Raw genomic sequence first — 26,971 nt, forward strand, 5'->3', positions numbered from 1 at the left:
AAAAGAAGGAATTGCACATCCCTGAGTGATGGCAATTCCTTCTTCTCGTTAAATTCAACTAGTTATGTCCCAGCCTCAAGATTGCATCTGTTTCGATTCAATGATCGTAATACCAGGCGGTGCATGTAATGTTTCACGGATCATCGCCGTCGCGACCTGTCCTGCTTCAATCGGGGCGATCGCGCTTCGTTTCAGTAAGGGTCGCAAGACTGTCGAGATTTTTGCGGCAGCTTGTTCCCCCAATCGAAACTCGTCACGATCTCCTAGTAATAATGAAGGGCGGAAAATCAACAAAGCATCATATCCGAGTACACGCAACCCGTTCTCCGTGTCCCCTTTTACTCGGTTATAGAACGTTTTAGCATTCGGATGAGCACCAAGTGCGGATACCAAGGCGAATCGTGTCGCTCCCAGATCCAGCAGTTCACGACCGAGTTCAACTGGATAGGAATAATCTACTACACGAAATGCTTCTTGTGATCCTGCCTGTTTAATCGTCGTGCCCAGGGCACAATAAACGTGATCAACGACGGGCAGTTCGATTTCTGTCACACGATCAAAATCAATGACCCATTCTTCGAGTTTCGGATGAAAACGGTGCATCGGACGGCGGACGAGAACATGTACTTCGCTATAGGCGTCTTCTGCTAATAAGCGATCGACGAGTTCTTGTCCGACGAGTCCAGATGCTCCTAAAATAGCAGCTTTCATGTGTATCCCCCTCTTTCTTGCTGTTGACCGATGGGTACGAAGTACGAACGATTTCCGGTAATCCGTTCACCGGCGCGTACCCCAATCGCACTCGGTCTTCCCCCTAAGACGAAGACGCCATACATATAGGCGACTTCTCCTTCTTCTTTTAGATGATACACCGGCAACTCCCGGTATGCCTGATAGACAGCTGGCTGATCCTGAAACGTGTGCTGCTCGTTCCGTAGCCAGACGTCTCCTTCTCCGTTATGGATCGTCACGGTATCTCCTTCACGTCCAAAAATCGGCTTTTTCACGTACGGTTGTCGACTGATCCTAAAAGGTTCTGCCGATAAGTAGGTCGGTAAAAAATATCGTGCAATCGTCGCGTGATCGGTAGACGTTAAATATGGATGCTCGGACTCATGCAACATCCAAATCAATGCAAGGATCGATTTTGCCTGCATCAAAAAAGCAGACGGCGGGTTGATGATTTCTAATTTTCCCATCTCTACGAGTTGCAAAAGCAACTGTCCTAAATTCCGACCTGCTTCATCTCGGTCGAGTAAGGCCATCTCAATCGGAAAGGTCTGCCGATATAAAATATCGATTCTTCGACCGGTGTCATCGTACAATCCTTCCTCTGGACGAATCTCAAGATCATGAAGCGGACAATAGGCAGCACCCGTCCAAAACGACTGCAAGTACTCTGCTGTCAAGCGATCCTCGATATGATCGCCGTGCGAGGTAAAGACGACATGTGGCTGCTCCTTCGTCCGATGCATCGCCGCTTCGATTGCTCGGCGTACAGCCGCCTTAAGCCATTTATTTTCCCCGTCATTCACCTTTTTAAAACCTTGCTTCACCGCTACGACATCATTGACTTCGAACACTTCCTTGATGAAGGTCGGCGTATCGGCATTCCATTCCATGAGTGAAATACGGTCAGCCGTCGCAATGAAATCAAACCGTCCGATGACGGTCAACGGTCGCATCGTCTCAAGTCGTAAAAAGGCAAGGCTCTCCAAAGGAAAACCTAACTCTTGCAAAGCTTGATCATCCATCTCGCGTAGAATCGGAAGCACTTTTTCAAATATCCGGTACACTTCCCCCGCAGCAGCATGCAGCTGATGGATCCGTTCTTCGGAGACTGGCATGATTTCCGTTACAGCGTATGGCTCCCCGTCTAGCACATCCCAAAAGCGGTCAATGTCCCCATAAAAAGCCTGCCGCTCGTTCATCCGCCGAAAAATCCGGAAGAAGAGCCCGTTCCGAATCCTTTCGTCTTCGTATTATAGCTTTTCACCTTATTTGATTTCGGGGTATACCCTTTTGATCGCATTGCACTATGCATCAAGGCACGCGAGGCGTAGTAACTGCCTCCCCAGTAGAAGAATCCCGAATGCCGCGACGAGTCATCGTCACAGTACCAGACGCCTTCTTCATTGTCATATTCATAATCATCACAGTCCGGGTCATCCGGTCGTTCCGCTCGTGCATCATCTGAACCGCACCCGCTCAATGTCGTTCCGAGTAACAGTGTCGCAGCCAATGTCGCTTGTTTCATCCAACTCACCGTCTCAGTCCCCTTTCTTTTTGCTCTCGTTATGGATAGTATACGCTTTTTCGAAGAGAAAAGTTTCTTTGTTCTGCCGGAACTTTTTTTCCTTGAGCGTGGTAATAGTACCTATAGAACAAAAAGGAGGATTTACGCATGTCACTTGCCTATTATGTTGAAGAAAATGGTGAATTCCAACCGATTTATCAATATGATCATTATGCGATCGAACCGGAAGAAATCATCGCGCATCAACTCTGTGAATTTCATATCATCGAAGGACACCAATACGAACTCCGTTCCAATGAGATGGCAGGTGAATATGATCAGTTGATCGTTGACCACATCAAAGCATCACCGCTTGCGACGGAAGAACGGGTTTATCCACCTCATCAAATCCACATTGAGTTCAGACAGTATCTGTCAGACAGCGCGCAACCGCTCTTAAAAACAGCAACGGTTCCGAACCATGTCCAGGCGATGCGTTTTTTAATCAAGGATAAAATCGAAGTCGAGGGGCACGGCATTTTCGAACGCGACAGCTGCGAAATCGATATTGACCGGAATTGTTACGTCGTCTATCTTGCCGATACGCTTTGAGACGTAAAATCAAGTCTCTTCATTTCCAAGAGACGTTTTTTTTGGCATACTAGAAGGTAAGAACGAATCAATCGAGGTGAACGAACATGAGTGAACAACCAAAAAAACTCTCATTGCAAGAAGCAATGATTGAGCGCTTGAAAGCAAAAAAACAGGCGCAAACGAAACGTCCGACTGGCTTACAAGGAACACAAACGAAACAATTGACAAGTCAACAGACGAAAAAAGCAAATAACCAGAAAAAACGGACAGGCGTCTAATCCACAGGAATTCATGAAATAAGGAGTAATTATGAGTATTTTAACGGTATCTAACTTAAGTCACGGATTCGGTGACCGCGCCATTTTCGAAAATGTCTCCTTCCGCCTGTTAAAAGGCGAGCACATCGGTCTCGTCGGTGCGAACGGTGAGGGAAAATCGACGTTCATGAATATCATTACGTCGCAACTAGAGCCGGATGAAGGAAAAGTCGAATGGGCGAAGCATGTACGCGTCGGTTATTTGGATCAGCACGCTGTTCTTGAAAAAGGACTGACGATTCGGGATGCGCTTAAAGGCGCATTCCAGTACATGTTCGACATCGAACAGGAAATCAATGATTTGTACGGAAAAATGGGGGAAGTCGAACCAGAAGAACTCGAAAAGATGCTCGAAGAAGTCGGCGTCTTGCAAGACATTCTGACAAACAATGACTTCTATACGATTGATGCAAAAGTCGAAGAAATCGCCCGCGGTCTTGGGCTTGATGAGATCGGACTCGACCGGGATGTACAGGAGCTCAGCGGCGGGCAGCGGACGAAAATCCTGCTGGCCAAACTCCTCCTTGAAAAACCAGATATTCTGCTACTCGATGAGCCGACCAACTATCTCGATGTCCAGCACATCGAATGGCTGAAACGGTACTTGAATGAGTATGAGAATGCGTTCATCTTGATTTCGCACGATATTCCATTCCTCAACAGTGTCATCAACTTGATCTATCATATGGAAAATCAAGAATTGAATCGTTATGTCGGCGACTACGATAACTTCGTCACGATCCACGAAGCAAAGAAAAAGCAACTCGAGTCTGCATTCAAGCGTCAACAGCAGGAAATCTCCGAGTTGAAGGACTTCGTCGCCCGGAACAAGGCGCGTGTCTCGACACGGAACATGGCGATGTCGCGTCAGAAGAAGCTCGATAAGATGGATGTCATCGAACTTGCGCAAGAGCGTCCAAAACCAGAGTTCCACTTCCTCCAGGCACGGACACCAAGTAAGTTGATGTTCGAAGCAAAAGGTCTCGTCATCGGATACGATGAGCCACTCTCGCGTCCGCTTGATCTGACGATCGAACGTGGGCAGAAGATTGCGTTGCACGGTGCGAACGGAATCGGGAAATCGACGTTGCTGAAGAGTTTGCTTGGTGAAATTCCCGCTGTCTCGGGTGTCGTTGAGCGGGGAGAAAACCTGCACATCGGGTACTTCGAACAAGAAGTCAAAGAGAAGAATTCGAATACGTGCATCGAAGAGATTTGGAATACGTTCCCGTCTCTGACACAGCAACAAGTTCGCGCTATGCTCGCGAAGTGTGGTCTGATGACAAAACACATCGAATCGAAAATCGAAGTGCTCAGCGGTGGGGAAAAAGCGAAAGTCCGTCTTTGTAAATTGATGAATACGGAATCGAACATTCTCGTACTCGATGAGCCGACGAACCACTTGGACGTCGAAGCAAAAGAAGAATTAAAACGTGCGTTACAGGAATACAAGGGAACCGTCCTATTGATCTCCCACGAACCAGAATTCTATGAAGCAGTTGCAACAGACTTATGGAACTGTGAATCGTGGACGACAAAAGTATTCTAAGTCACGCTAAAAAGATGGGATGCCCAGAAGGGTATCCCATCTTTTTAGTTCATACACTTAATCATTGCATGATTGTACGTCTTCCCGCACACTAGGACTTAGAAAATGGTTATGAAGGAGCGTGTTTTTTTGGAAACGATCACGAAAAAAGCAACACTGTCCTATCTACATGTTCCAAGCGGTGGTTCGGAACAGTTGATTGCCCGCCTTTATTCACCGGAACATACAGCGGATGCTCCACTAATCGTCCTCTTCCACGGATTTCCCGGGAAACAGTTGAACATGGACTGGGCCGTACAACTGCAAAGCATGGGATATCATGTGCTCGTCACCTCGTATCGGGGAACGATTGGTAGTCCTGGAACATTCCGATTCCGGCATGTTTTGGAAGATGCGACGGCGACATTACGTTACGTCTGCTCTGAATCGTTCACTACCGCACATGGCATCCAGGCAGATCAGATTACTGTCGTCGGTCATAGCATGGGGGGCTTCGCCGGTCTGCATGCCTTTGCCGAGACACCAGAAGCTGCACATTATGTCGGCATTTCTCCGTTTAATTTTGGGCTCGTCGGTCAACTCGTCCTTGAACATCCGGAATACGAAGCGGCTCTTCACGGAGTCCTCGAGCGAGGCGCTGCTTTCCTTAATGGCGCTGTTGCTGACGTGTTACTCGATGAGTTAAAACAGCATCATACGACGTGGAACTTACTGACGCTAAAAGAACGTTTAGCTGATCGCTCGATGTTACTCATGACATCAGAGCGCGACGAAACATCGATCAAAGCACTTCACCATGACTTGTTGCAATCCGACAGTCCATTTGACGAAGCGATCGTCGACAGTGATCACAATTATATCGACAACCGGGACACCGCCTTTAACGAATGGACGGCTTGGCTCGCGCGACAATGAAAAAGAACGCTCAGCGTGCAACTGAGCGTTCTTTTGCTGATGTCCGCCGCGCAGGACGGATCCGCATCCGGTACAGGACGAGGGTAAACATCGTTAGCGTCGAGACAGCGTACCAAATCGTCGCAAACAGGCTTCCCGTATCCGTACCGATGAAAAGACCATGTGCCGTCATCAACAACCAGGCAGGTAAGACAAGCCAGTGTGTCAATTTCCATAACGTCTTGCCTAACGTCTCTTTTAAGAAATCCGAAGTCACGAGAACAAACCCGAATAAGTAGAGACTAATCGTCCCAAACGCATTCCAAAGCGGTTCATAAGACGCTTGTCCTGGAATCAACACCTCAAAAATCGTCAGTGGAGCGTACGTATCGACGACAATGAGTGTCGCGTGGAGCACGATGGCGAGTAATCCGGCCCAACCGCTGTATAAATGGACATGATGTAATCGGGCTTTTTGTTTTTTGAGTGCCGGATAGGAACCGAGCAATCCTGCAAGAACCGAAACCGTCATGAAGAAGTGCCCGCTCAATCCACTCAACCGAATCATCGTCCATGTCGAGAATAACCATTTCACCCAGTCCATATGCCGCTTTCTCCTTTCCGTTCACTCCGCCATTCTCCTGTAGTCGTCAACAGCAGTAGTTGTCCTTTCGGAAACCAGCGGAATAGTTTATCCTGTCGCTCTGCTTCCGTCATCTGAAAGGCAAGTTTCGTCATGACTTCGGCTTCATAAAGTTGTGGAGCAGATGCCGTCACCTGAAGTAAGGAACTAGTAGCAGGTCGTCCTGTCCGCCCATCGAGTAAGTGATGATTGGTTCGTTCCCCGACCTTCCATGATCGGTAGATACGATTTGATGTCGCGACGGCGCCTTGTCGTAATTGAATGTCTGCGACACGTTGTTCCGTTTCCGGATGTGTAATCGTGATGTTCCATGGTTTTCCTGTCGACCACACAATCACGTCGCCTCCTGCTTCGATCAAACCTCGATCCCAGGTTTTTCGTAGCTGCTGTGCGGCGAGCATGGCAGCAGCGCCCTTACCGATTCCTCCTAAATCGATGAATCCGCCTCCGACACGTGTCACGTCGCATCCTTCAATGATGAACGGAGCGATTTCTGGTGGTGCCGCTTCTTCGTAAGCAACAGCTTGCGTGAAGGGAAATGATTGCCGATACCCGTTCGCTTGTTGCTGTGCGAGTAAAAATGGAGAAAAATAGCGTTCTGTCTGTTCGAAATATCGTGTAGCACGCGCAAGCAACCGTGCTAAAGGTAGCGAGACAGATCGTGTTTCACCAATCTGTAATCGATTCAATCGACTGACTTCACTTTGCTCATCGAAGCGTGACCACTGCCGATCGACATAATTAAAAAATCGAACTAGTTCTTTCCATTCTGCATCATCCATCGGCTGGTCCGTTACGACTCGGACCTGATTATGCATCGCATACAGTTGCCGTTCCATCGTCCTCCCCCTTACCTCGAATGACTGGAGCGACCGTCACTTGATCCTCCCGGTTGACTGAACCCGGATGACTCATCTCCCTGCCAATATCCATCATCGTCGTCCGAATAATAGCCATCTTCTTCGCCGTATTCCCCTTCATCATCGCTATATTGATTTCCTTGAGATGGTAGTGTCGCATCATTCGAATACGTATCTCCGGAAGAGACCGGTGTCGTCGAGGAATCGTTCGAACTGACACTTAATTGACCGATCGCAAGTCCAATGAAGACGGAACTGCTGAGGCCGACAAGCCATTTTGCAAATGGTTTTGGTTTCATCTGTTTCCTCTCCTCTCTTGTTATGTCTACTGTATCGAAAAAAACTGACAACTAACTGACGCCAACTATGGGATAATGAGAAAAAAACAGGAGGGATGTTCATGCGTGTTTTGGTAGCAGAAGACGATCAGCGGCTGGCAAAAATGTTACGACTTCACTTGGAGCGAGCAGGATACCAGGTGGATGTTGCGCAGGATGGGGCAGAGGCACTTCTTCAATGCCAAACATACCGCTACGACTTATTGATTCTCGACTGGATGATGCCGCGAAAAAGTGGCGTTGAAGTAGCGGCTACCTTGCGTCAGGAGCAATTCGAAGGGGGCATTTTGATGCTGACGGCTCGGGATACAGAAATTGATCTCATTCACGGGCTCGACAGCGGAGCTGATGATTACTTAGTCAAACCGTTTCAGTCTAATGAACTCTTAGCTCGCTTACGTGCCCTTAGTCGCCGTCAGCAAAAAGCCTTTGTGTCGACACTTTCGTTTCATGGACTCATCCTTGACGTCCCGTCACAAACCATCTCCTACAACCAGCACCGACTCGATTTGACACGTCGTGAGTTCGAATTCTTATCGCTCTTGCTTCGACGCCCAGAACAAGTCATGGGTCGGGAATTGATCATCGAAATCGTTTGGGGGATTGGAGCCGATGTGACCGATAATGCACTCGATGCGTTGGTACGTCTTGTGCGCAAAAAACTCGATGCTGCAGGGGCACCGAATTTAATTCGGACGGTCCGCGGATTCGGCTATCGATTGGGTGACCCGAATGCTTGAAGCCATCCGTAAACGATTAACGTTGCTATTTAGTATCTCTTTTTTTCTTGTCTTGTTAGTCATCCTGATCGGGGTCTATGTGACGAACGCACAGTTACTCAATCAAATGGAACTGAACCAATTAAAAAGCGTCTCCAATCGAGATCTTTTTGAACGGATTGAACACGGGGAAGATCGTCTCATCCGAAATCCTGTTTATTTTCAATTACTCGATGCTTCCGGACAAGAACGCTACGCGAGTCTACCCGACGACATCTCACGAAAGGCACTTCGCACCATCCGTGACTCCGGGGAGGAGACCGCGGATCTCAAAGTCGATGACCACCATTTCCTCGTCTATCAACGTGATACCGACGAAGGGAAAGTCTTACTCCTGAAGGATGTGTCCGCAACTGCTGACACACTTCAACGCTTGATCGCCGTTCTTGCGAGTATCGCCGTTTTTGCAACGCTTGTGTTGACACTGATTGGATATTGGCTCGCCGGAAGAGCTGTCGTTCCCGTCCAGCAAGCGTTTGATCGTCAGCGCCGGTTCACATCGGATGCTTCACATGAGCTCCGCACACCGTTGACGATCGTCTACAGCGGTGCCGAACTACTCGAATCGGAACCGCTCTCTGCCGAAGGACGAACGATTCTCGAAGATATCAAGGCGGAAACCGCAGGAATGCAACATTTAGTCGCTGATTTACTGTTACTTGCGCGTGAAGGTCAACCTTCTCCTAAGCAAGGGCTCGATCTCAGTAATCTCGTCCAAAAGACGATTGAGCGTTTCCAGCACGCCTATCCGAATCGAGTCATTGAAACATCGATTACACCGAATCTTCAAATGAAGGGAGATGCCTATCAACTGAATCGCCTACTGACAGTGTTTCTTGAAAATGCGCTCGTCTACAGTGATGATACGATCCACGTATCGTTGGATCAGGTAGCTACGGAACGGCAATTGATGATCCGTGACCATGGAATCGGCATCCCTACCGCACAACAGACAAAAATTTTCGAACGCTTCTATCGCGGCGATCATTCGCGTCATGGTACCGGAACCGGGCTCGGATTATCGATTGCACAATCGATTGTCGAGCAGCATGGTGGCAGAATTTCCGTTGATTCGACACCGGGTGAAGGAACCCGCTTTATCATCCATTTCCCTACTCTTTAAACCGATGTCAGTTAACTGTCAGATAAGCTGGGTAAAGTGAACGTATGCTTACCATACTTATCCAAGGAGGTTTTTTAGATGTTAGGAAATGTACCGCTTCACCCGCTTCTTGTCCACGCACCCATTGCCCTTTTATTATTTGCGACGATCTTACTACTCGTCAGTCTGAAATGGACACGATTCAAACTGTTCTCCCTCTTTACGTTGGTCGTGGGTCTGATTTCTGGCGTCATCGCCTATCTTTCAGGAGACGGAGCAGAAGAGTATGCACGAGGCAACTTAAGTGCTGCTACGCATGCTGCCATCGAAAATCATGAGCATTTCGCGTTATTCAGTCTTGTTGCCTTTGGTGTCTCGCTGTTATTTCTTTTGTTGGGTTACCGCTCGAACAAAAAAATGTTCGTGTTACTCAGCTTCGTTGTCGCAATCGTCGGTAGCGCATTGCTTGCTTATACCGGACATCTCGGTGGTCAGATGGTATATGCAAAATGAAACAAGGGTCAGACCGGATCTCTTTTCAGAGAACGGACTGACCCTTGTTTATATCTTTTCATTTACGATGTGCACGTCCCGGACGACGGTTGTTCGAACGACGTGTATTTCCACGTCCCTCCGTCGTTTTCCGAGATCCTTTACTTTGGTCGTGCTGTGCGCGAATCGCCTCTTCCGATAGTTCGACGACGATTGGTGTGACCGAGATGTTCAATTCCCGTTCCATATCTCGGAACGTCCGACCATCTTTTGGTGTCACGATCGAAACGGCAATCCCGTCGTTCCCGGCACGTCCGGTCCGACCGATCCGGTGAACATAACTTTCCGCATCTTCCGGTAAATCGTAGTTGAAGACATGTGTGACGCCCGTTACGTCGAGTCCACGGGAAGCAACATCTGTCGCAATCAGGAACTGTGTTTTTCCTTGATAGAACTTCGCCATCGCCTTTTCCCTTTTCCCTTGCGTCAAGCCGCCATGCAATTCATCCGTCGGATAGCCTTGCATCTGCAGTTCTTCGTTCAATTTACTGACGCGCCGTTGCGTACGGCAGAAAATGATCGCTGCATACGGACGCATCTCGTCGAGCATCGTCCGTAGTGTCGCTTGTTTGCGGCGATCCGTCGTCTCGACGACGAACTGTTCGATCGCTTCTACCGTAATACTTTCCGCTTCCACCTGTACCTCGACTGGGTTACGCAAATACGTTTTCGCCAGCTCCTCTACTTTAGGTGGCATCGTTGCGGATAACATGACGAATTGACGATCAACAGGTGCTGCTTCGATGATATCTTCAATTTCTGGCAAGAAACCGATTTGCAGCATTTGGTCCGCCTCATCTAAGACGAGGGTCCGTAATTCACTTAAGTCGAGTGTACCGCGACCGACATGATCAAGAATCCGTCCCGGTGTCCCGATGATGATTTGTGGCATCCGACCGAGACGTTGAATCTGTTTAAAGACGTCCTGTCCGCCATATACAGCAAGTGCACGGTATTGTTCCGTGTTGCGAATCAGTTTGTGGGTCTCATCGGCAATTTGACGCGCAAGTTCGCGTGTCGGTGCGACGATCAATGCTTGTACCGTTTGTGATTCGACATCAATTTGCTCAAGGATTGGTAAGAGAAACGCTAATGTCTTCCCTGTTCCGGTTTGCGCCTGCCCAATCAAGTCGCGTCCGTCCAGTAATGACGGTATCGCCTGCTCTTGAATCGGTGTCGGCTCCTTGATGCCTTGTTTTTGTAATTTTTTTATCCATAGGTCACCGATGTGTAATGTTTCAAATGTTGACATGATATATCCTCCTAAAAATTATCCACAGAAAAAAGCTGTGGATAACCTGCTTCGCATAGACAAAAACAGTTATCCACAGCCGTACTCTATTCAGTATACACAATTTACGCGTTTGGTGCTTCCTGTTTTAGCTTCCGGTCGAGTACAAACGTGCCAAACGGGATGAACGATGCGATGAACGCAATACCCGCCTTGACGATCGACCAATCGTATTTGAATTTCACAACGGCGAGCCAGACCGCGTACATGACGAATAAGACACCATGTAATGCCCCGACTACAGAAACCGCTTGTGGAATATCCGCCATATATTTCAACGGCATCGCAATCAACAGTAAGACTAAAAATGAGATTCCTTCTAATATCGCAATCATTCGGAATTGCCCAAGCGTCGTTTTTAACATCCCGTCACTCCTTTTTCCTGATTCCTGCTCTTAGTATACGGGATGGACTACCATATGTGACCTGTGTCACAGGATTGTCAGATTTCGAGTGGTCGCAATCGTGCTTCAATGGCGGCCCGCTTCGGTTCGAGAAACGGTGGTAATGCAAGCGTCTCGCCTAACGTTTCGACCGACTCATCCGTCGCGAACCCTGGCGTGTCCGTCGACAGTTCAAATAAGATATGATTCGGCTCTCGGAAATAAAGCGCTTGGAAGTAGTGACGATCGACTTTACCGGAGTTCGGTAAGTGATACGCATTCAAGCGTTCGACCCACTTCTCATACTCATCACTATTCGGTACCCGAAATGCGACATGATGCACACCACCACGACCTAGGCGTTCCCGGTCAAGATCCGGACGCGTCTCGACGTGGACTTCAGCACCGATACCACCTTCTCCCGTCGCATAGACTTCGATCGGAGCAAAGTCACCTGCTAAAGAGGGATACTTGCCAACGTTCCGGAACCCCATGACTTCCGTTAGCACACGGACAGTTAGTGTCGGATCGTTGACCGTCAACGTCACGGCTCCCAGTCCGACGATCGCGTGCTCAGACGGAATCTCTTCTTGCGGCCATGGGACACCACCTGCGACGCCCTCCTCACCATCTTCCGCGACAAGAATCAGACGTGTTCCTTCCTGGTCACGAAAAGCGAGTGTTTGGCGACCTGCCCGCTCGACGATTTCGTCGTGGTCCACCTCTTTTTCTTTAAACCGTTTCTGCCAAAACTGAAGGGAAGCCGTTGTTTTGACACGGAGAGATGTCGAAGAGATGCTCGAAGCTCCCGGTACACCCGTTCCAAGATGCGGAATATCGAAGAAGGTTAGATCGGTTCCCGGATTTCCTTCTGCATCACCATAAAACAAATGATACGATGTCGTATCATCCTGATTGACGGTCTTTTTGATCAGACGCATTCCGAGTACTTGTGTATAAAAGTGATAATTCCGTTCTGCCATGCCTGTTAAGATTGATACGTGGTGAATTCCGAGTAATTCCATCGTCGTCACTCCCTGTAAATGATTTGGTAGTTGAAGTATAACGCAGTAATATCTTGAATTCAAGATATTACTCTAATAAAAAACCGTCCCTCCGAAAAGGGACGATTGAATAGTTGAAATTAAAGTTTTACGACGTTAGCAGCTTGTGCTCCACGTGCGCCTTCAGTGATTTCGAACTCAACTTCTTGACCTTCGTCAAGCGTTTTGAAGCCTTCACCAGTGATTGCTGAGAAATGTACGAATACGTCTTCTCCGCCTTCAACTTCGATGAAACCGAAACCTTTTTCTGCGTTAAACCATTTTACTTTACCTGTGTTCATGGGAACAACCTCCAAAAATAAATTACTTAATACATATGCTATGCATATGAAAGGAATTCATTATTGTCCCGAAATACATGGAGCAACGAAAAGATTGTTCGTGACACGATGTGAATCCGTAATGACAATAACAATATTAAGCTAACGCAAGTATAGAATGGATGCGCTTTAAAAGTCAAGTTGTCAGACCAATGTTTTTCCAATTGATTCCACTTCTTCTACGAAACTGAAACAAAAACAGGTTCAGCCGAAACTGAACCTGTTCTTTTGTTCTTAACGGTGGATCCAGACTGCTCCAGCGGAGTTGTCTTTTGCTTCACCGATGACTTGAATTTTCAATCCGTTGTTCGGAAGCAGCTTCCCTGCATCCGGAATCAACTGGTTGATGTACGATTTCGAATCATCGAACTTCGTCACACCTGGAAGACCTTTATAGTCGTAGAGTCCGCGTGATGGCGAATCGATGAGCCATGCAGGTGCTTTATCATAACTGAATGCAGCATCTGCGATTTGGTAACGTGTGCTTCCTGTCGTGACCGGTTTACCGTTTAGTGTTCCGACGATCGCTTCAGGATGTGAGTCAACGACTCCGAGGAATCCTTCACCCGGGTGAACACCGACCCAGTTATCGTTGAAGCTTGAGTCGCCGTACCAAATGACAAGACCTGTGTTGTACTTGACACCACGTGCATGCTCGAGTGCTTTATCCGAGCCTGCATAGTTGCGCCATTCGAGGTAGTACGCGTTATCTGCGTAAGAGAACCCGTCTGAAGTGACGAATCCGTCAAGCGTGAACTTCGGTGTACCTTCCGCGTCGTCTTCAAAGACGACTTTACCGTCCACTGTCAACTTCGCGTTATCCAGTGCAAATCCGTCTAGTGCAAGTCCACCATCTGTGACGTATTCGAATTTCAACGTGACTTTCTTACCAGCAAATTCGCTTAGGTCATACGATTTATCAACCCATGCGCCTTTCGTTGATTCAGCACGCTGATCGCCGTCTGTATCTTGATCACCGATCGTATCGATGACTTTTGATTGACCGTCAGCTGTCGCTGTGACCGTCAAGTAATCGTAATCGAATTCAACATCATAGTAAGCCTTGAAGTCGAACTTCGCTTCTTTTGCATTCGTCAAATCGAACTCCGGTGATGTCATCGACGTATGCAAATCGTCACCTTTCGTACTGTAGTAATACTTTTTACCGTAAGCCGGTGTGATACCTTTTACCGGTTTTTTCGGTAAGTTGACCTTGATGATACCAGGATTTTTCGATTTCGTGACACTCTGATCGAGATACGATGCTGTTCCCGCTTTCGTGAGCGAATCAAAGTCGATCGTCCGGATGTTTGCCCAGTTTCCACCCATCACGTTTTGGAAGAATTCCTTGTTTTGTGGTGAGAAACTTGTCGGCTCTGTTCCCGCGACGTTACCGTTCCAGCTACCACCACTCATGATGGACCATGAAGCGATTGGCTCACCTTGACCTGTGTACTGTGTATCGTACTCATCCGGCAGTCCGAGGTCATGACCAAATTCATGTGCGAAGACACCGACTGCGCCATCTTCTGGTTGGACCGTGTAATCGTACGCAGCCATTTTTCCGCCCCAGTAGTTGACGCTTGCTGTCGTATCCGCTACAGGATACACGTTACCGAGTGTCCAACGGTGCGACCAGATCGCGTCATCACCAAGTGTTCCGCCACCTGCTTCTTGTCCAGTACCCGCGTGAATGATCATCAAGTGATCGACGAGACCATCCGGCTCGTTCAAGTTACCGTCGCCATCCATATCATACTGATCGAATTGATCATAGTCTGCTAAGTTGATACCTGCTTTGACAGCAGCATTCAGTGAATCTTTAACAAGACCACGTGGTCCTTTTGCTCCAGGAAGGTTATCATTCCCACTTACAGGACTATCAGCACCATAATCTTTTGCTGTTCCAGGAACGGTCAACCAGTTCGAGACCTTCCCGTCAACGGAATAACTCCCACCTGATTGCTCTTCATAATATTGTTTGAACGTCTTCACTTTGTCTCCGTTGAAGAGTTCGAATTCCTTATCTCCGAACATGAGATCTTGATAATGCTTTTGGTTGAAGTCGTCTGAATACATATATCCAGGCTCTTGTACGACATTGTTATGCTTGAAGTCGCTATACTCGACGAGGAGAACGAGGACCTTATCCGTCCGTGTTGCTCCGTTGTAGGCTGCCTGTTTCGCTTTATCAACTTTGACGAAGCCATTCGGATTACCTTTTTTGTAGTTATCGTGTTTTTTCTTCAATTGTTTAGCCAATTGATCTTTTTGCTTCGTTAAGAAATCTTTTGTTTTTTTGTCAAACGCTGCTTCTTTGTTCGTCTGATGTTCATGATCAGCTTCTGGTTTGCCGTTCGCCTTTTTATCCAGATACTTTTGGACGGCTTGTTGTTTTGCAGCTGCAGATGCTGCTTTTGAGATGACCCCACGTTTCTCAAGTACTTTCACGAGTCGATCCTGATCGACCGTATTCAAATCCATTGGTGCGCCAGTTGCTGCTTTTTCTGCTGCTTGTACGGACGTTACCTGCCCACCAGGTAAGACCGGACCAACAGCAAACGCAGCTGCCGTGATTCCTGATAGCACGGCTAAGCTAAGCTGTTTCTTTTTTCCCACGTGAATTGACCCCCTATGTAGTGAAAAGTATAAGAGAATTACACTTTTCTGAATATTCAAATCTTAATTTATTTTACTTCCTTAATCAATCTTTTTTAAGATAATTAGGGCTTTATGACTATACCTATTTTCAGGTATTATTTTGAAAAGATTTTCAAGAGATTCTTTCACCTCTTTTTCAAAAAATCACACTCTCGTTGTTTTAGAAAGCGGTACGCTGAAGGCACTCTGATTCACCAAAAGGAGGATACGATGAACGCTTTACAACATTTTGAACGTCACCTACTTCGAAACTATCTGATCGGTTCCTTCGTCGCCGTATTTGGTGTTGGATGCCTATTCATTTTCGAGACACTTACCTTCACTGGGATAGAGCAATTGATTTTAATCGGTATCATGACTGTGTCTATCAGCCTGATGTTTTTGCTGGAGTATATCGTCTACTCCCGGCATGTCGCTTCCTTACGCCGCTTTTTCAAAAACGATCTTCCTTCGCTCGCCTCTTTTCAAGAGGCTTATCGAACGACCCATCGTTTTCCGGTATTGACTGTAAAGCGCATCATGGGCCCCCACTTTTTAGGGCTTTCAATTCCCTCATCCCTACTGACGGCACTCGCCATCTCTAGAGGATGGTTACAGATGCCATACTATTTGATCGGTCTTGCCTGTTTCGGTGCTGTCCTCGTTGCGATTTTACATGCTCTGATTGAATTTTTTCTCACTTATCGTGTTACGGAGCATATGCTCCTGACGTTAGAAAAGTACGCGTTTGAACACGGACTTGATTTTCCCAGAAAAACGACGGTCGTCACGTTACGACAAAAAATGCTCATTAGTACACTGATCATCGGTGTTTTTCCAATCATGCTATTCATCCTCGCCTCAGCTGTCCAGCTTACGGAAAACGAAAGTCTTCGCTCTTACTGGAGTTGGGCCACGCTTATTTTAATCGTCATCTTATCCGTTGCGACGTTTTGTAGTCTTCTTCTCTATGAAAACATCCGTAAACCGATTGCTACCCTTCAACAAGGAATTCAAGATGTCGAAAACAATCGCCTCGTCTCGTTACCAAATCCGTATTCGGACGAATTTTCTCACCTTGTCTCCGGTTTTAACCTGATGATGGAGGGAATCAAAAAGCGCGATGAACAAAATGAACAATTGCTCGACAGCCTGTTTACGTTATTTGCTGCAACACTCGATGCCCGTGATCCTTACACGGCCGGACACTCGCTTCGTGTCTCTGTCTATTCCGTCGAAATCGCTACCGCTGCCCATCTACCGAATGAACAAATCGAGTTATTGCGCAAATCAGCACTATTGCACGATATCGGGAAAATCGGGATTCGAGACGACGTGTTGTTAAAAGAAGGACGCCTCACCGATGAAGAATTTCAGGTCATCCAGCAACATCCTGTCATCGGTGTGCACATTCTATCGCAAGTTCAGCTGCCAAAGACGTTACAACCGATTCTTCCTGGGGTAAAGTACCATCACGAACGCTATGACGGAAAGGGGTATCCGGAAGGTCTCGCAGGAGAGGACATTCCACTCTTCGGTCGGATCATGGCGATTGCTGATGCCTATGATGCGATGACATCCGACCGTCCCTATCGTAAGGGAATGCCGGTGGAGAAAGCGTTATCCATCTTAGAAGAGGGCATGGGTACACAATGGGACGCCACCTTTACGCGTCTTTTTCTAGACTTGAAACGTTCGCCGATCGAAGACGTGTCATAAGTACGGAAAGGAGTTTCTCATGCATCCTAAAATCGTGGAACGTCATGAATTTTATTTCGTCGGTCTTGGACTGACGTGTGAAGAAAACGAACTGCATACGTTGATGCCGGAACTCTGGCGTGAATTTTCAAGACGTTCACATGAGATTCCCGCAACACCGGACAGCTATCCGCTCGATATTTCTCTCGAACGAAATGGTACGAAATACTCGCAATGCGTCGGGTATCCGGTCTCATCGCTTGATGATATTCCAAAAGGGATGAAAGGTCACCGGATTCCGGCTGCACGTTATGTCTTTTGGAAGCATGAAGGACCCGATATCGAAATTTGGAAGTCCTTCGAGAAGATTCAACGCTTTGCCTCAAAACAAGGAATCGAACTGGATCCCCATGACTTCAAGATTGATGAGACGCGAGACGACGTTCATCATCTTTATCAACGCATTCGCTGAACCATTCTCTTGAATGGTTCTTTTTTGTCACTTAATATCTTTTACACTTAATAATTCAGTCCAGGTACTACGGACTATATTCAGAAAATTCTATTTAATTCAAATGACTTATTCTCGCTTTCCTGATTCTTTGGCATAGTTAGACTCAACCCAAACAAGGAGGCGATTTATTTTGAAAAAGTTTCTCGCTACATCGCTTGTCGCAAGTGTACTTGTTGTTCCTACAGTCGTAGGTGCAGAAGGTCTTCAAGCTGGTAAACTCACGAAAGCTTCATCAGAACCAGCAGCTACGATCGTTAAAGACTTCGTGAACAAAAAAGGTGACTTTGCTGTTCAGAATGTCGAAAAAGACGGATCTTCACAGATCGTACGTCTCCAACAAGAAGTGGATGGCGTCCCTGTCTTTGGTAGTGTCGTCGTCGGGAACGTCGCGAAAGACGGTACTTTGAAAGCAGTCGTAAACGATGCGATCAACGTCAAAGGAAAACCGGGTCTCGCGAAGAAAGCAACCCTTTCTGAGAAGAAAGCGATCAAACTCTATCAAAAAGCAATCAAGGCTTCTGAATTCGAAGTCGCTCCAAAAGCAGAACTCGTCATCTATCCAGTAAAAGATGATGCCGTCTATGCCTATAAAGTCACATCGACGGTCCTCGCAGGCAAAGAGCCATCACGCTGGACATACTTCATCGATGCAAATTCAGGAAAAGTACTTAACAAATTTGACCAGCTTGCGCATGCAAAACCAGTCAACACTGTCACAGGTACGAATACTGTTGGTACAGGAACAACGGTTCTTGGTACAAGCGCAACGTTCAACACAGTAAAGAGTGGTTCATACTACTATCTTCAAGATTCAACACGCGGTAAAGGAATCTACACGTATGATGCGAAAAACCGCAACACACTTCCAGGTTCACTTTGGGCTGACCTCGATAACAAGTTCAACACGACATATGACCGCGCTGCCGTCAGTGCACACGTCAACGCTGCGAAAACATATGACTTCTACAAAAACACATATGGTCGTAACAGTTTCGACAACGCAGGTGCTGCCTTGAACTCATCTGTCCACTATTCAACAAGCTACAACAACGCATTCTGGGATGGAACGAAGATGGTCTACGGTGACGGAGACGGTTCAACATTCACGTACCTCTCAGGCGCACTTGACGTCGTCGCGCACGAATTGACGCACGCTGTCACAGAATACACAGCTGGTCTCGTTTACCAAAACGAATCGGGTGCAATCAACGAAGCAGTATCGGATATCATGGGTACGGTCGCTGAATACACAGTCGGATCGAACTTCGACTGGCTCGTAGGGGAAGACATCTACACGCCTGGAATCAGCGGTGACGCACTCCGTTCGATGTCGAACCCAGCTGCTTACGGCGATCCGGATCACTACTCAAAACGCTACACAGGTACACAAGATAACGGTGGTGTCCACACGAACTCTGGTATCGTCAACAAAGCCGCTTACCTCCTCGGTAACGGTGGAACACACTACGGCGTCACTGTCACAGGTGTCGGCGTACCGAAACTCGGTGCGATCTACTACCGTGCACTTAACGTCTACTTGACTCCGAACTCGAACTTCAGCTCCCTTCGCGCAGCAGTCGTTCAATCGGCAAAAGACCTTTACGGTTCAACAAGTGCAGAAGCAACAGCTGCAGCGAAATCATTTGATGCTGTAGGCGTCTACTAAGAAAATCTCCTCCCAAAGGATTTTCATCTTTCCTCCCGAGTGTCGGACTCGGGAGGTTTTTGATGTATACAAAAGACGGATCCGCTTGAAGCGAATCCGTCTCTTTTTCATTCTTGTCCAGGATCACGGGCAAGACGCAAACGCATCTTTCCGTTATCCGGGAATACTTTCAGTTGTACGGATTCTCCTTCGTACCACGTTCCGTAGCTCGTATCAACGACAGGTTCTCCTAAAGTCGATAGTCCGCTCGCCGAAGCATTCGTCCAGTCAATCGCTTCGATGATCCCGTCCGAGACGACGAGCAGATATCCGGCATTCGAGAAATAATACGTATTGACGGCATCCTGTTGTGTATTACCGATTGCTCCATATTTTGCTTCAAAGTCTGCTACCGGTTTTCCGAGATATTGCTCCGGCTGATCAATCGGTTGATTGGCAACTGCTTGCGCGAGTGCCGTAAGGACTGCTTTGTCTGACGTACCCTTTGGTGCTTCAAGTCGGACCTCACTCTCCGGCAAATACCCTTCAATACTATCGTTCAGTTTCAGGTGAACCATGCCATCTTTTGCGTCTAGCACCTCATAGACATCCCCTAAATCGGCTTTATAGATGACACTACTCCGACTGGCGTCACGATAGACATTCGCGAACGGTCGTGTCACCCAAGCTGCTTGTTCATACTCTGCATCTTTTTTCTTTGCTTTCTTCTTCTCTGTTTTTGCTTCTTTTTTATCCTTTGTCGCCGCTGTCTCTTTCTTTGACTCGTCGTTTTTCGTTGCTTGATCCGTCATTTTCGGCGTCTCAAGCGTAGATGTGGCTTTCGACGCATCGTTATTCGTTAACATATACACCCAACCACCGACGATGAATACCGTCGCGAGAATGCCGCCGAAGGCGATTCCCCGACGATTGCGCTTTTGTTTTCGTCGTTCCTTCCGAGACTGCCGTTCTTGTTCTTGTTGGTGTTCACTCATGTATGGTTCCTCCTGAAAAATCGACACAGTTTTTCCCACTATACCACCAATGTTTACTCGAAAGATTTAAATTTCGATGACAGTTCGACCACGATGACGAGAAGTCAACAAGGCTTCTGCGATTTCCGGTAAGTCGTTTAGTGCTTTGACATCGGTTTCTGACGCAAGATCGACTTTCCACTCCTTCGCTAGACGTTGCCATAATGCTTGACGATAAGCAATCGGTGTTTGGACCGCATCGATTCCAATCAACCGGACCCCACGTAGGATGAACGGATAGACCGTCAACGTCATCTCTGCCCCACCGACGTTTCCACATGTCGTCACGACACCGCCATAGTGGACAAAACGAATGACGGACGCGAGTAACGGACCGCCTACCGTATCAATCACACCGCCATACGTTCCTTTTTTTAATGGACGGTCCGTTTCTTCTAAGAACATAGCGCGGTCTATTACCTCAACCACGCCTTTTTTAAGTAACCGGTCTCGTTCTGCTCGTTTCCCAGTCACGGCGTGTACCGTGTAGCCTAATCGAATCAGTAAGGCGATTGCAATCGTACCGACACCACCCGTGGCTCCCGTCACAAGAATCGGTCCATCGTCTTTTGAGACGAGCCGTGACAGTTCATCAATCGATTGTGCCGCCGTCAAGCCTGCCGTTCCGTGTCGCATCGCTTCTAATGGAGAAATTGCTTCTGGAAGTGGCGTCACCCATTCGGCTGGTACACGTATGTATTCTTGGAATCCCCCTGATGTGTTCATTCCAAAATCAAAGCCATTGACGACGACGGCTTGACCGGTATGAAATCGTTCATCCGTCGTTTGTTCGATGTACCCCGCCGCATCCACGCCTGGTGTATGCGGATAAGATTTTGTCACCCCACGATTACCAGACATCGATAAAGCATCCTTATAGTTAACACAGGAGTGCGTGACACGGATCAGGACGTCACCCTCCGGCAATTCTCCGACGCGTTTCGTCTCAACCTTTCCTTCATAGTTCCCGTTCACTTCTCGTACGACAAATGCTGAAAAAGTATGATTCATGATGTCTCTCCTCTCTACTTCTGCTTCTTTATACCCTGTTGCTTCCATCAACACACTAAAAAGCCCTGCTCTTTCCGATGAAAAGACAAGGCATACGTATAAAAAAAGTATCCAGTTTCTACAGACTTTAATCAAACCGGTGGACAAAGGCTCCGAACTCTCCCTGAATCGTTTGTTTATCCATTTCCGATATCATAGAGGTGCTTTCGGTATACCGTTCCAAGAGGTAGGCTTTTATTAAAAGGTGCGAAGGTTGAAATCCGATCCGCAGGCACCATTCTTGAAACGTTTCGGTATCGTGCCGCCGTAAACGAACCGGGAGTATCTGATTGAACTGAATCAGTTGCTTTCGAATCCAGGCATCTGGCAGATCGATTCGTTTCTCTGCTGAAACAAAATCGTTGTGCGGAAGCTGTAACGAGATGTCCGTTCTTATGGATGCGTCGTCCTGTTTCTTGATCGTTCGACGTTTCCGCCAAACGATATAGCCTATTATTCCTAGAGGCAGAACAAGCAGGCTCACCAGTAACATTGATGAGGACGATCCCCTTTTTTCGTTCGTACCTCGCTCGGCGTTTTTAACTCCTTCCGTGATGAGCTTATTCTGTTTCTTTTTCGGTTTGAGGTCTTTCTGCTTCTTCGGCTTTTCATTCGTGTCCCAAACACGTAAATCTTCATCATTCTTCATCTGCTTTTTAGGCAACCACGAAAGAAACGGAATATGGATTAGCTTACCGTTTTTATTGCAGTTCGGTTTACACGATCCATTCGTTTCGATCACAGACATCTGAACTTTTGGCTTCACTGCTTGGACAACCGCTTCTGCCAGTGGCTTACCGATTCCTAAGATCAACAAAATCAGCCCGATCCCCATCACAAGTCGTTTACGAAGTGACATCAGAAGACCCCCTTTAAAATCCATTATAATCCATTTAAATTGTTGATGTGTATTTTTATGGATGTCTTAAAACGAGGAATGATTGTGCAAGGAGAGGGGAAAAGGTAGACAGACCTATTCAGAGAGGGGAACTATGTCATGTTAAAACTCGATCACACGCATGATCCATATCAAAATGCGGCGTTGATTCAGGAATATGTGGAAACGTCAACCAATGAACAGGCCATTCGACAAGCGGAACAATTGCTACACGACAGTGCATTCGTTGCACCACGACGCGACCCTAACCTCAGCCGAACGCTTCGTTCGATGATTTCACCATTATTTTTGACGAACCGCGATAAACATATCTTACCGCTGACACCGGCTTTCGTCACACCACGTGATGAGATTCGACCGAGTTGGTTCGGTCGACTGAATCATGAGTTCGAACGTTTGATCAGCGACGTCGAAGTCGTTGATGTCTCGAACTACGGAGCCGTCGGAGATGGTCAAACGGATGATACACAAGCCTTCATCGACGCACTCGGTGATGGACATCGACAGGTACACGTTCCGGCTGGTACGTATGTCGTACGAGGGATCCGTTTGCCTAGTTATACGATCTTAACGGGAGCCGGCAAAGGGAAGACGATCTTAAAGATGCACGATAACGCACCGAAAGGCCGTCGTCTCGTGACAAACCAAAATTACCTCCTCGGCAATCATCACCTGCTCGTTGAAAACATGACGCTCGACTGGAACATCAAGCGCATCGGGGACGCGAAGAAAAGTAGCACATGGGGCAACCACTCCAGCTGTCTCACCTACGCGCATGTCACCTATGGTTGGGTCTTTGACGTCGAAGCAATCAACCCAGGACTCCACTGTTTTGATATTTCGACACCGTATTACAATTACAACGGGGACGGAGCTCGAGCGAATTTGAGCAGTTCGTTCATCTGGTTCGATGGATTGACTGGTTCCGGATTTGGCGATGACGGGATTACGACCCATCATAGTGATCATCTCTTCATCTCGAACTGCTTCATGCATGACCCGAGCGGACGGACCCATGCGAAAGGTTTCTCCAACTCGAACGGCATCGAAATCGACGACGGATCGCGTGATGTCTGGCTATTCAATAATGCGACCAGCCGTTGCTTCGGCGGACTTGAAATCAAGGCACATGCAACGTCGTCAGCTGCGTCAACCGTCAAAATCGTCGGTCACCTATCGATTGATGATCACCGTGCTTTTAATTTCCGACATATCGGACACCATCAAGCAACTGATCCGATGTCTCAGACGGCTTATAATATCATCGCAACGCGTTTGATTGCCCAGACCCCTCAATACACAGAACTCTATGCGAATTCAAAACCGCGTGCGCTCGTCGTTTCGGCGTACCGTAATGTCGTCATTCATGATTTTACGGTGCTCGGTGACCCGTATTATGATTACCAGGAGCAACCGATGATCGGGATTCAATATAAGGCACGGAATGTCACGATCAGTCAGTTGAAAATGAGTGGATTCCGACAAGCCAAAACGGATATTCAAATCTTTGGCGGAGAAAACGGTGCAGAGGATATATGCCTCCGTGACATTCGAATCGAGGACTCCGCTAAACACGGGATTACGATCGGTCCTGATATCACCCACGTGAAGCTGACGAACGTAGCTCTAAAAGGAGACGGAACAGTTGGCTTGAACGCCAAATCGGAACCCGAGATGGAGCGCTTCATCGCGACCGGATTCAAGGTCCCGATTCGCGCCCGGTCGACGCAAGCATAACAAAAACAACGGGGTTGACTCAAAAGTCAGTTTCCACAAAGGTCAGGGTGGCAGAATGATGTGCTGCCATCCTGATCTCATAACAAAAAGAATGACGCGTCTTTTCACGCCCTTTCCTCAGGCGAGACACAAGCCCGTTTTCCTGCTTTATTCAAGCAGGAAAACGGGTCTTGTTCGTCTCTGACAGCGCAAAGATGCGCTTTTTCCTGTAGGAGTGGCGTGAAACGCGTCATTCTTTTTTGAGTCAGCCTCGTTGTTTTCATTGTGAGCGGATGTATGCAAGGACGCGTGTATCAATGGCACGATCCGCTTGTTCGCGCATTTCGAAGTTTTCCGTATGCAGGTACGTCCGGAAGGCTTCTTCAAAATCACCCCGGTAACCAAGCGCTAATAATTTATCCATCAACTCTGATTCAAGTGCATCATCAATCGGCTTGATTTCCTCTGGTTTACTCGGTTGCAAGTAAAGTGTATGCAGTTGATAGATCCGTTCCAGCTCCTCGATTGGACTCGGATGATCGTCAACGCGCAAATCAATGTATCGGTCATTAAATCCGCCGTATCCGCCACCTTCCTTGACGACGAGTAATGCCGCCGATTGCATTCCGCGCGAGTCTCCGCCTGCTGCTTGCCCAGCTGCTAACGCACGCAATAACCGTTCTGCGAGCGGACCTTGTGTCGATTCAAAGACACGTGCCATCTCTTTGACCGTATTGCCATCAACAAGAATATTACCTTGTGCCGCAAAATGTTTTCCGGCGATGCCGCCTGCCCAGTCGTTACATCCTTCTCCCGTAAAAGTTGCACTCTTACCACTTGCATCGATGACCCCAACCTGACGATCCGCCCGCCCTGCGTCTGCTTCCGTCAGTCGACGAATGACTTCGTCTGCCGAGACACCTTGCTCAATCATCCGTAACCCTTCCGGACCGTATGTCGTGTTCGCGAACGATTGGGTCGCTACGGCACCGACTCCTGCTTTCGCAAACGGAACAGCACTTCCGACTGCCAAAAACTTGGATTGCACGGCAACGCCCCAAGCCTGTTCTTTTTCACAATAACCGACGATTGAATATGTCACTTCAGTTCCCCCTTTAGTCATTCTCTATCCGTTCGTGATAATGGTTCCCGATTCCTGCAATCAAAAAACCTTCCATACGTCCGCATGAAAGGTTCCTATCATCATTGAATACCAAGCGTTACGGCTAGTAGTAAAGCAGCGCATGCCAGCGTAATCCAGATTGCGAAAAGCTTCCAGACGAATCGGAGCCATTGTTCATAAGGAATTCCTGCAATCGCGAGAAATGCCATCAAATGGGCGCTCGTCGGGAAAATCATATTCGTTAATCCATCGCCATATTGAAATGCCAAAACAGCCACTTGTCGTTCAATTCCGAGTAAATCGGATAAAGGTGCCATGATCGGCATCGTCGTTGCCGCCTGTCCGCTTCCAGACGGAATGAAGAAATTCGTAATCAGTTGCACGACATACATTCCGATGACAGCCAAAACAGTCGGTAAATGACCTACAGCATTCGATAAGCCGTAAATCACCGTATCGATGACCCGTCCTTCTTCCAAAATAACGACAATCGCACGGGCAAATCCCACGATCAATGCCCCGAATGTCACAGCTTTTGCGCCATCAATCAAGCCCTCAAATGTTCCATTGACACCAAGCGTAACGATTCCCGCAATCATACCGATGATCAGGAATGAGGCGGTTAATTCCGTCAAATACCAGCCCCACTCAAAAATTCCAATCACATTCAATGTGATACCGCCGATTAAAACGAGTAATACGAAGGCATGGCGTTTTGAAAAGCGTGAAATCGTCGTTGCTGCCTCTTCCGCACGACTTTGTTCCAACTCATAAACAAGACTCCGTTTCGGATCGTGTTTGACTCTGCGCGCGTAATTCATGACATAGAGAATCGTTACGACCAAAAAGACGATATAAACAGCTGTTCGGTATCCGATTCCACTAAAGAGAGGAACCTCGGCAATCGATTGAGCGACACCTACCGTAAACGGATTCAACATTCCACCGGCAAATCCGACAGCCGCCCCTAGACTGACGATTGCTGCTCCTGTCATCGCATCATATCCGAGTGCGCGTGCCAGCATGATCCCGATTGGAACGAAGATGATCGTTTCCTCCGCCATTCCGATCGTTGCACCGGCAATGGAGAAGACGAACATCGTCATCGGGATCATGATATGTCCCTTTTGACCGAACCGGCGAATCAGCTGGTTGATTCCTGCTTCGATCGCACCGGTTTGACGGATGATCCCAAAAACACCTCCGACTAAGAAAATGTAAAAGATGATGGCAGCGCCTGCTTCCATTCCTTGAGGAATCGCTTCGAATAATCCGAAGAGATTGACAGGTGCAGACTCTACTGCACGATATGTACCATCGATGACGACCGTCTGACCGTCTTGTTTTTCACGATCGAATTGACCCGCTGGAAGTGTGTACGTCAAGATGACTGAAATAACGAGAATTGCCATGATGATGGCATATGTATGAGGCATCTTGAAGAATGATCGTTTCGACTCTGGTGATTCTGTTCGTTCATTCATGATACTGCCTCCTTTTTTGTGTCTTTATAAGAATAATGCCCTATTCAGGGAAAAACTAACAGTTTCAATGAAATGTCATCGGATTGTAAAAGAAAAGTGGAACACTGCCGGTAAAATCTCACTACAATGCGGCGGTCTGCACATCGATGCCGTAGGAAACATAAAAAAGGAAGAGGCTGGGACATAACTAGTTGAATTTAACGAGAAGAAGGAATTGCCATCACTCAGGGATGTGCAATTCCTTCTT

At 47.6% G+C, this 26,971-nt stretch carries 27 protein-coding genes; 11 read left to right on the plus strand and 16 right to left on the minus strand.

Going from position 1 to position 26,971, the window contains the following annotated elements:
* Positions 1–75: 75 nt before the first annotated feature.
* The 3 genes from ACRPK8_RS14930 to ACRPK8_RS14940 are packed head-to-tail and all read right to left on the minus strand — an operon-like array spanning position 76 to position 2,257.
* Positions 76–711 (minus strand): NAD(P)H-binding protein, encoded by a 636-nt coding sequence (locus ACRPK8_RS14930; protein ID WP_432238861.1) that lies wholly within the window; start codon positions 709–711, stop codon positions 76–78.
* On the minus strand, positions 708–1,931 hold the full coding sequence (locus tag ACRPK8_RS14935) for a glutathionylspermidine synthase family protein (RefSeq protein ID WP_432238862.1): 1,224 nt from the start codon (positions 1,929–1,931) through the stop codon (positions 708–710). The genes ACRPK8_RS14930 and ACRPK8_RS14935 overlap by 4 nt, the downstream gene beginning before the upstream one ends.
* The gene (locus ACRPK8_RS14940) at positions 1,928–2,257 is read right to left on the minus strand and encodes a hypothetical protein (RefSeq protein WP_432238884.1); all 330 of its coding nucleotides are present in this window, start codon (positions 2,255–2,257) and stop codon (positions 1,928–1,930) included. Before ACRPK8_RS14940 ends, ACRPK8_RS14935 begins: the two co-directional genes overlap by 4 nt.
* 147 nt (positions 2,258–2,404) lie before the next feature.
* Here ACRPK8_RS14940 and ACRPK8_RS14945 point away from each other — a divergent pair, with 147 nt between their 5' ends.
* The 4 genes from ACRPK8_RS14945 to ACRPK8_RS14960 all read left to right on the plus strand — a co-directional run bounded on the left by ACRPK8_RS14945 (position 2,405) and on the right by ACRPK8_RS14960 (position 5,611).
* Entirely contained in the window at positions 2,405–2,848 is a 444-nt protein-coding gene (locus ACRPK8_RS14945; protein WP_432238863.1) for a hypothetical protein, read from the plus strand.
* 86 nt (positions 2,849–2,934) lie between these two features.
* The gene (locus tag ACRPK8_RS14950) at positions 2,935–3,108 is read left to right on the plus strand and encodes a hypothetical protein (RefSeq protein ID WP_023469740.1); all 174 of its coding nucleotides are present in this window, start codon (positions 2,935–2,937) and stop codon (positions 3,106–3,108) included.
* Positions 3,109–3,139: 31 nt separating this feature from the next.
* The gene (locus ACRPK8_RS14955; RefSeq protein WP_023469741.1) at positions 3,140–4,696 is read left to right on the plus strand and encodes an ABC-F family ATP-binding cassette domain-containing protein; all 1,557 of its coding nucleotides are present in this window, start codon (positions 3,140–3,142) and stop codon (positions 4,694–4,696) included.
* A gap of 129 nt (positions 4,697–4,825) precedes the next feature.
* Positions 4,826–5,611 (plus strand): alpha/beta hydrolase family protein, encoded by a 786-nt coding sequence (locus ACRPK8_RS14960; RefSeq protein WP_432238864.1) that lies wholly within the window; start codon positions 4,826–4,828, stop codon positions 5,609–5,611.
* A gap of 10 nt (positions 5,612–5,621) precedes the next feature.
* Here ACRPK8_RS14960 and ACRPK8_RS14965 read toward each other — a convergent pair whose 3' ends face one another.
* From ACRPK8_RS14965 to ACRPK8_RS14975, 3 genes are read right to left on the minus strand one after another with little or no spacing between them, the layout of a single operon-like run.
* Positions 5,622–6,194: a hypothetical protein gene (locus tag ACRPK8_RS14965; protein WP_432238865.1), complete on the minus strand. Its 573-nt coding sequence runs from the start codon at positions 6,192–6,194 to the stop codon at positions 5,622–5,624.
* A complete protein-coding gene (locus ACRPK8_RS14970; RefSeq protein ID WP_432238866.1) occupies positions 6,182–7,072 on the minus strand; it encodes an FAD:protein FMN transferase in 891 nt (296 codons plus the stop codon). Before ACRPK8_RS14970 ends, ACRPK8_RS14965 begins: the two co-directional genes overlap by 13 nt.
* A gap of 11 nt (positions 7,073–7,083) precedes the next feature.
* Positions 7,084–7,392: a hypothetical protein gene (locus ACRPK8_RS14975; protein ID WP_432238867.1), complete on the minus strand. Its 309-nt coding sequence runs from the start codon at positions 7,390–7,392 to the stop codon at positions 7,084–7,086.
* A 101-nt stretch (positions 7,393–7,493) separates the two neighbouring features.
* Here ACRPK8_RS14975 and ACRPK8_RS14980 point away from each other — a divergent pair, with 101 nt between their 5' ends.
* The 3 genes from ACRPK8_RS14980 to ACRPK8_RS14990 all read left to right on the plus strand — a co-directional run bounded on the left by ACRPK8_RS14980 (position 7,494) and on the right by ACRPK8_RS14990 (position 9,825).
* Positions 7,494–8,171, plus strand: coding sequence for a response regulator transcription factor (locus ACRPK8_RS14980; RefSeq protein ID WP_432238868.1), 678 nt, complete (start codon positions 7,494–7,496; stop codon positions 8,169–8,171).
* Positions 8,164–9,333, plus strand: a complete 1,170-nt coding sequence (locus ACRPK8_RS14985) for a sensor histidine kinase (RefSeq protein WP_432238869.1) — start codon at positions 8,164–8,166, stop codon at positions 9,331–9,333. Before ACRPK8_RS14980 ends, ACRPK8_RS14985 begins: the two co-directional genes overlap by 8 nt.
* A gap of 78 nt (positions 9,334–9,411) precedes the next feature.
* A complete protein-coding gene (locus ACRPK8_RS14990; protein WP_432238870.1) occupies positions 9,412–9,825 on the plus strand; it encodes a DUF2231 domain-containing protein in 414 nt (137 codons plus the stop codon).
* A 58-nt stretch (positions 9,826–9,883) separates the two neighbouring features.
* Here ACRPK8_RS14990 and ACRPK8_RS14995 read toward each other — a convergent pair whose 3' ends face one another.
* From ACRPK8_RS14995 to ACRPK8_RS15015, 5 genes are all read right to left on the minus strand, one after another.
* Positions 9,884–11,116 carry a DEAD/DEAH box helicase gene (locus tag ACRPK8_RS14995; protein ID WP_432238871.1) on the minus strand — a complete coding sequence of 411 codons (1,233 nt, stop codon included), beginning with the start codon at positions 11,114–11,116 and terminating at the stop codon, positions 9,884–9,886.
* 104 nt (positions 11,117–11,220) lie between these two features.
* Positions 11,221–11,520: a DUF3817 domain-containing protein gene (locus ACRPK8_RS15000; RefSeq protein ID WP_432238872.1), complete on the minus strand. Its 300-nt coding sequence runs from the start codon at positions 11,518–11,520 to the stop codon at positions 11,221–11,223.
* Positions 11,521–11,597: 77 nt separating this feature from the next.
* Entirely contained in the window at positions 11,598–12,563 is a 966-nt protein-coding gene (locus ACRPK8_RS15005; RefSeq protein WP_432238873.1) for a ring-cleaving dioxygenase, read from the minus strand.
* 119 nt (positions 12,564–12,682) lie between these two features.
* Complete coding sequence (locus tag ACRPK8_RS15010; protein ID WP_023469752.1) at positions 12,683–12,883, minus strand: cold-shock protein; 201 nt, start codon at positions 12,881–12,883, stop codon at positions 12,683–12,685.
* Positions 12,884–13,156: 273 nt separating this feature from the next.
* The gene (locus tag ACRPK8_RS15015; protein ID WP_432238874.1) at positions 13,157–15,541 is read right to left on the minus strand and encodes an immune inhibitor A domain-containing protein; all 2,385 of its coding nucleotides are present in this window, start codon (positions 15,539–15,541) and stop codon (positions 13,157–13,159) included.
* A 252-nt stretch (positions 15,542–15,793) separates the two neighbouring features.
* Here ACRPK8_RS15015 and ACRPK8_RS15020 point away from each other — a divergent pair, with 252 nt between their 5' ends.
* From ACRPK8_RS15020 to ACRPK8_RS15030, 3 genes are all read left to right on the plus strand, one after another.
* A complete protein-coding gene (locus ACRPK8_RS15020; protein ID WP_432238875.1) occupies positions 15,794–17,281 on the plus strand; it encodes an HD domain-containing phosphohydrolase in 1,488 nt (495 codons plus the stop codon).
* A gap of 19 nt (positions 17,282–17,300) precedes the next feature.
* Positions 17,301–17,732: a GyrI-like domain-containing protein gene (locus ACRPK8_RS15025; protein ID WP_432238876.1), complete on the plus strand. Its 432-nt coding sequence runs from the start codon at positions 17,301–17,303 to the stop codon at positions 17,730–17,732.
* Positions 17,733–17,904: 172 nt separating this feature from the next.
* The gene (locus ACRPK8_RS15030; protein WP_432238877.1) at positions 17,905–19,440 is read left to right on the plus strand and encodes a M4 family metallopeptidase; all 1,536 of its coding nucleotides are present in this window, start codon (positions 17,905–17,907) and stop codon (positions 19,438–19,440) included.
* Between the two features lie 107 nt (positions 19,441–19,547).
* Here the strand turns inward: ACRPK8_RS15030 and ACRPK8_RS15035 are convergent, their stop codons facing one another.
* From ACRPK8_RS15035 to ACRPK8_RS15045, 3 genes are all read right to left on the minus strand, one after another.
* Positions 19,548–20,414, minus strand: coding sequence for a hypothetical protein (locus ACRPK8_RS15035; protein WP_432238878.1), 867 nt, complete (start codon positions 20,412–20,414; stop codon positions 19,548–19,550).
* Between the two features lie 66 nt (positions 20,415–20,480).
* A complete protein-coding gene (locus tag ACRPK8_RS15040) occupies positions 20,481–21,464 on the minus strand; it encodes a YhdH/YhfP family quinone oxidoreductase (RefSeq protein WP_432238879.1) in 984 nt (327 codons plus the stop codon).
* Positions 21,465–21,591: 127 nt separating this feature from the next.
* The gene (locus tag ACRPK8_RS15045) at positions 21,592–22,362 is read right to left on the minus strand and encodes a hypothetical protein (RefSeq protein WP_432238880.1); all 771 of its coding nucleotides are present in this window, start codon (positions 22,360–22,362) and stop codon (positions 21,592–21,594) included.
* Between the two features lie 138 nt (positions 22,363–22,500).
* Here ACRPK8_RS15045 and ACRPK8_RS15050 point away from each other — a divergent pair, with 138 nt between their 5' ends.
* Entirely contained in the window at positions 22,501–24,138 is a 1,638-nt protein-coding gene (locus ACRPK8_RS15050) for a glycosyl hydrolase family 28-related protein (RefSeq protein WP_432238881.1), read from the plus strand.
* Between the two features lie 259 nt (positions 24,139–24,397).
* Here the strand turns inward: ACRPK8_RS15050 and ACRPK8_RS15055 are convergent, their stop codons facing one another.
* Both ACRPK8_RS15055 and ACRPK8_RS15060 read right to left on the minus strand, forming a co-directional pair.
* Positions 24,398–25,219: a DUF1028 domain-containing protein gene (locus ACRPK8_RS15055; protein ID WP_432238882.1), complete on the minus strand. Its 822-nt coding sequence runs from the start codon at positions 25,217–25,219 to the stop codon at positions 24,398–24,400.
* A gap of 101 nt (positions 25,220–25,320) precedes the next feature.
* Complete coding sequence (locus ACRPK8_RS15060) at positions 25,321–26,724, minus strand: YfcC family protein (RefSeq protein ID WP_432238883.1); 1,404 nt, start codon at positions 26,722–26,724, stop codon at positions 25,321–25,323.
* Positions 26,725–26,971 lie beyond the last annotated feature (247 nt).

Origin of the sequence: Exiguobacterium sp. TDN 0502 (assembly GCF_050846835.1) — a bacterium.
Lineage (GTDB): Bacteria > Bacillota > Bacilli > Exiguobacteriales > Exiguobacteriaceae > Exiguobacterium_A.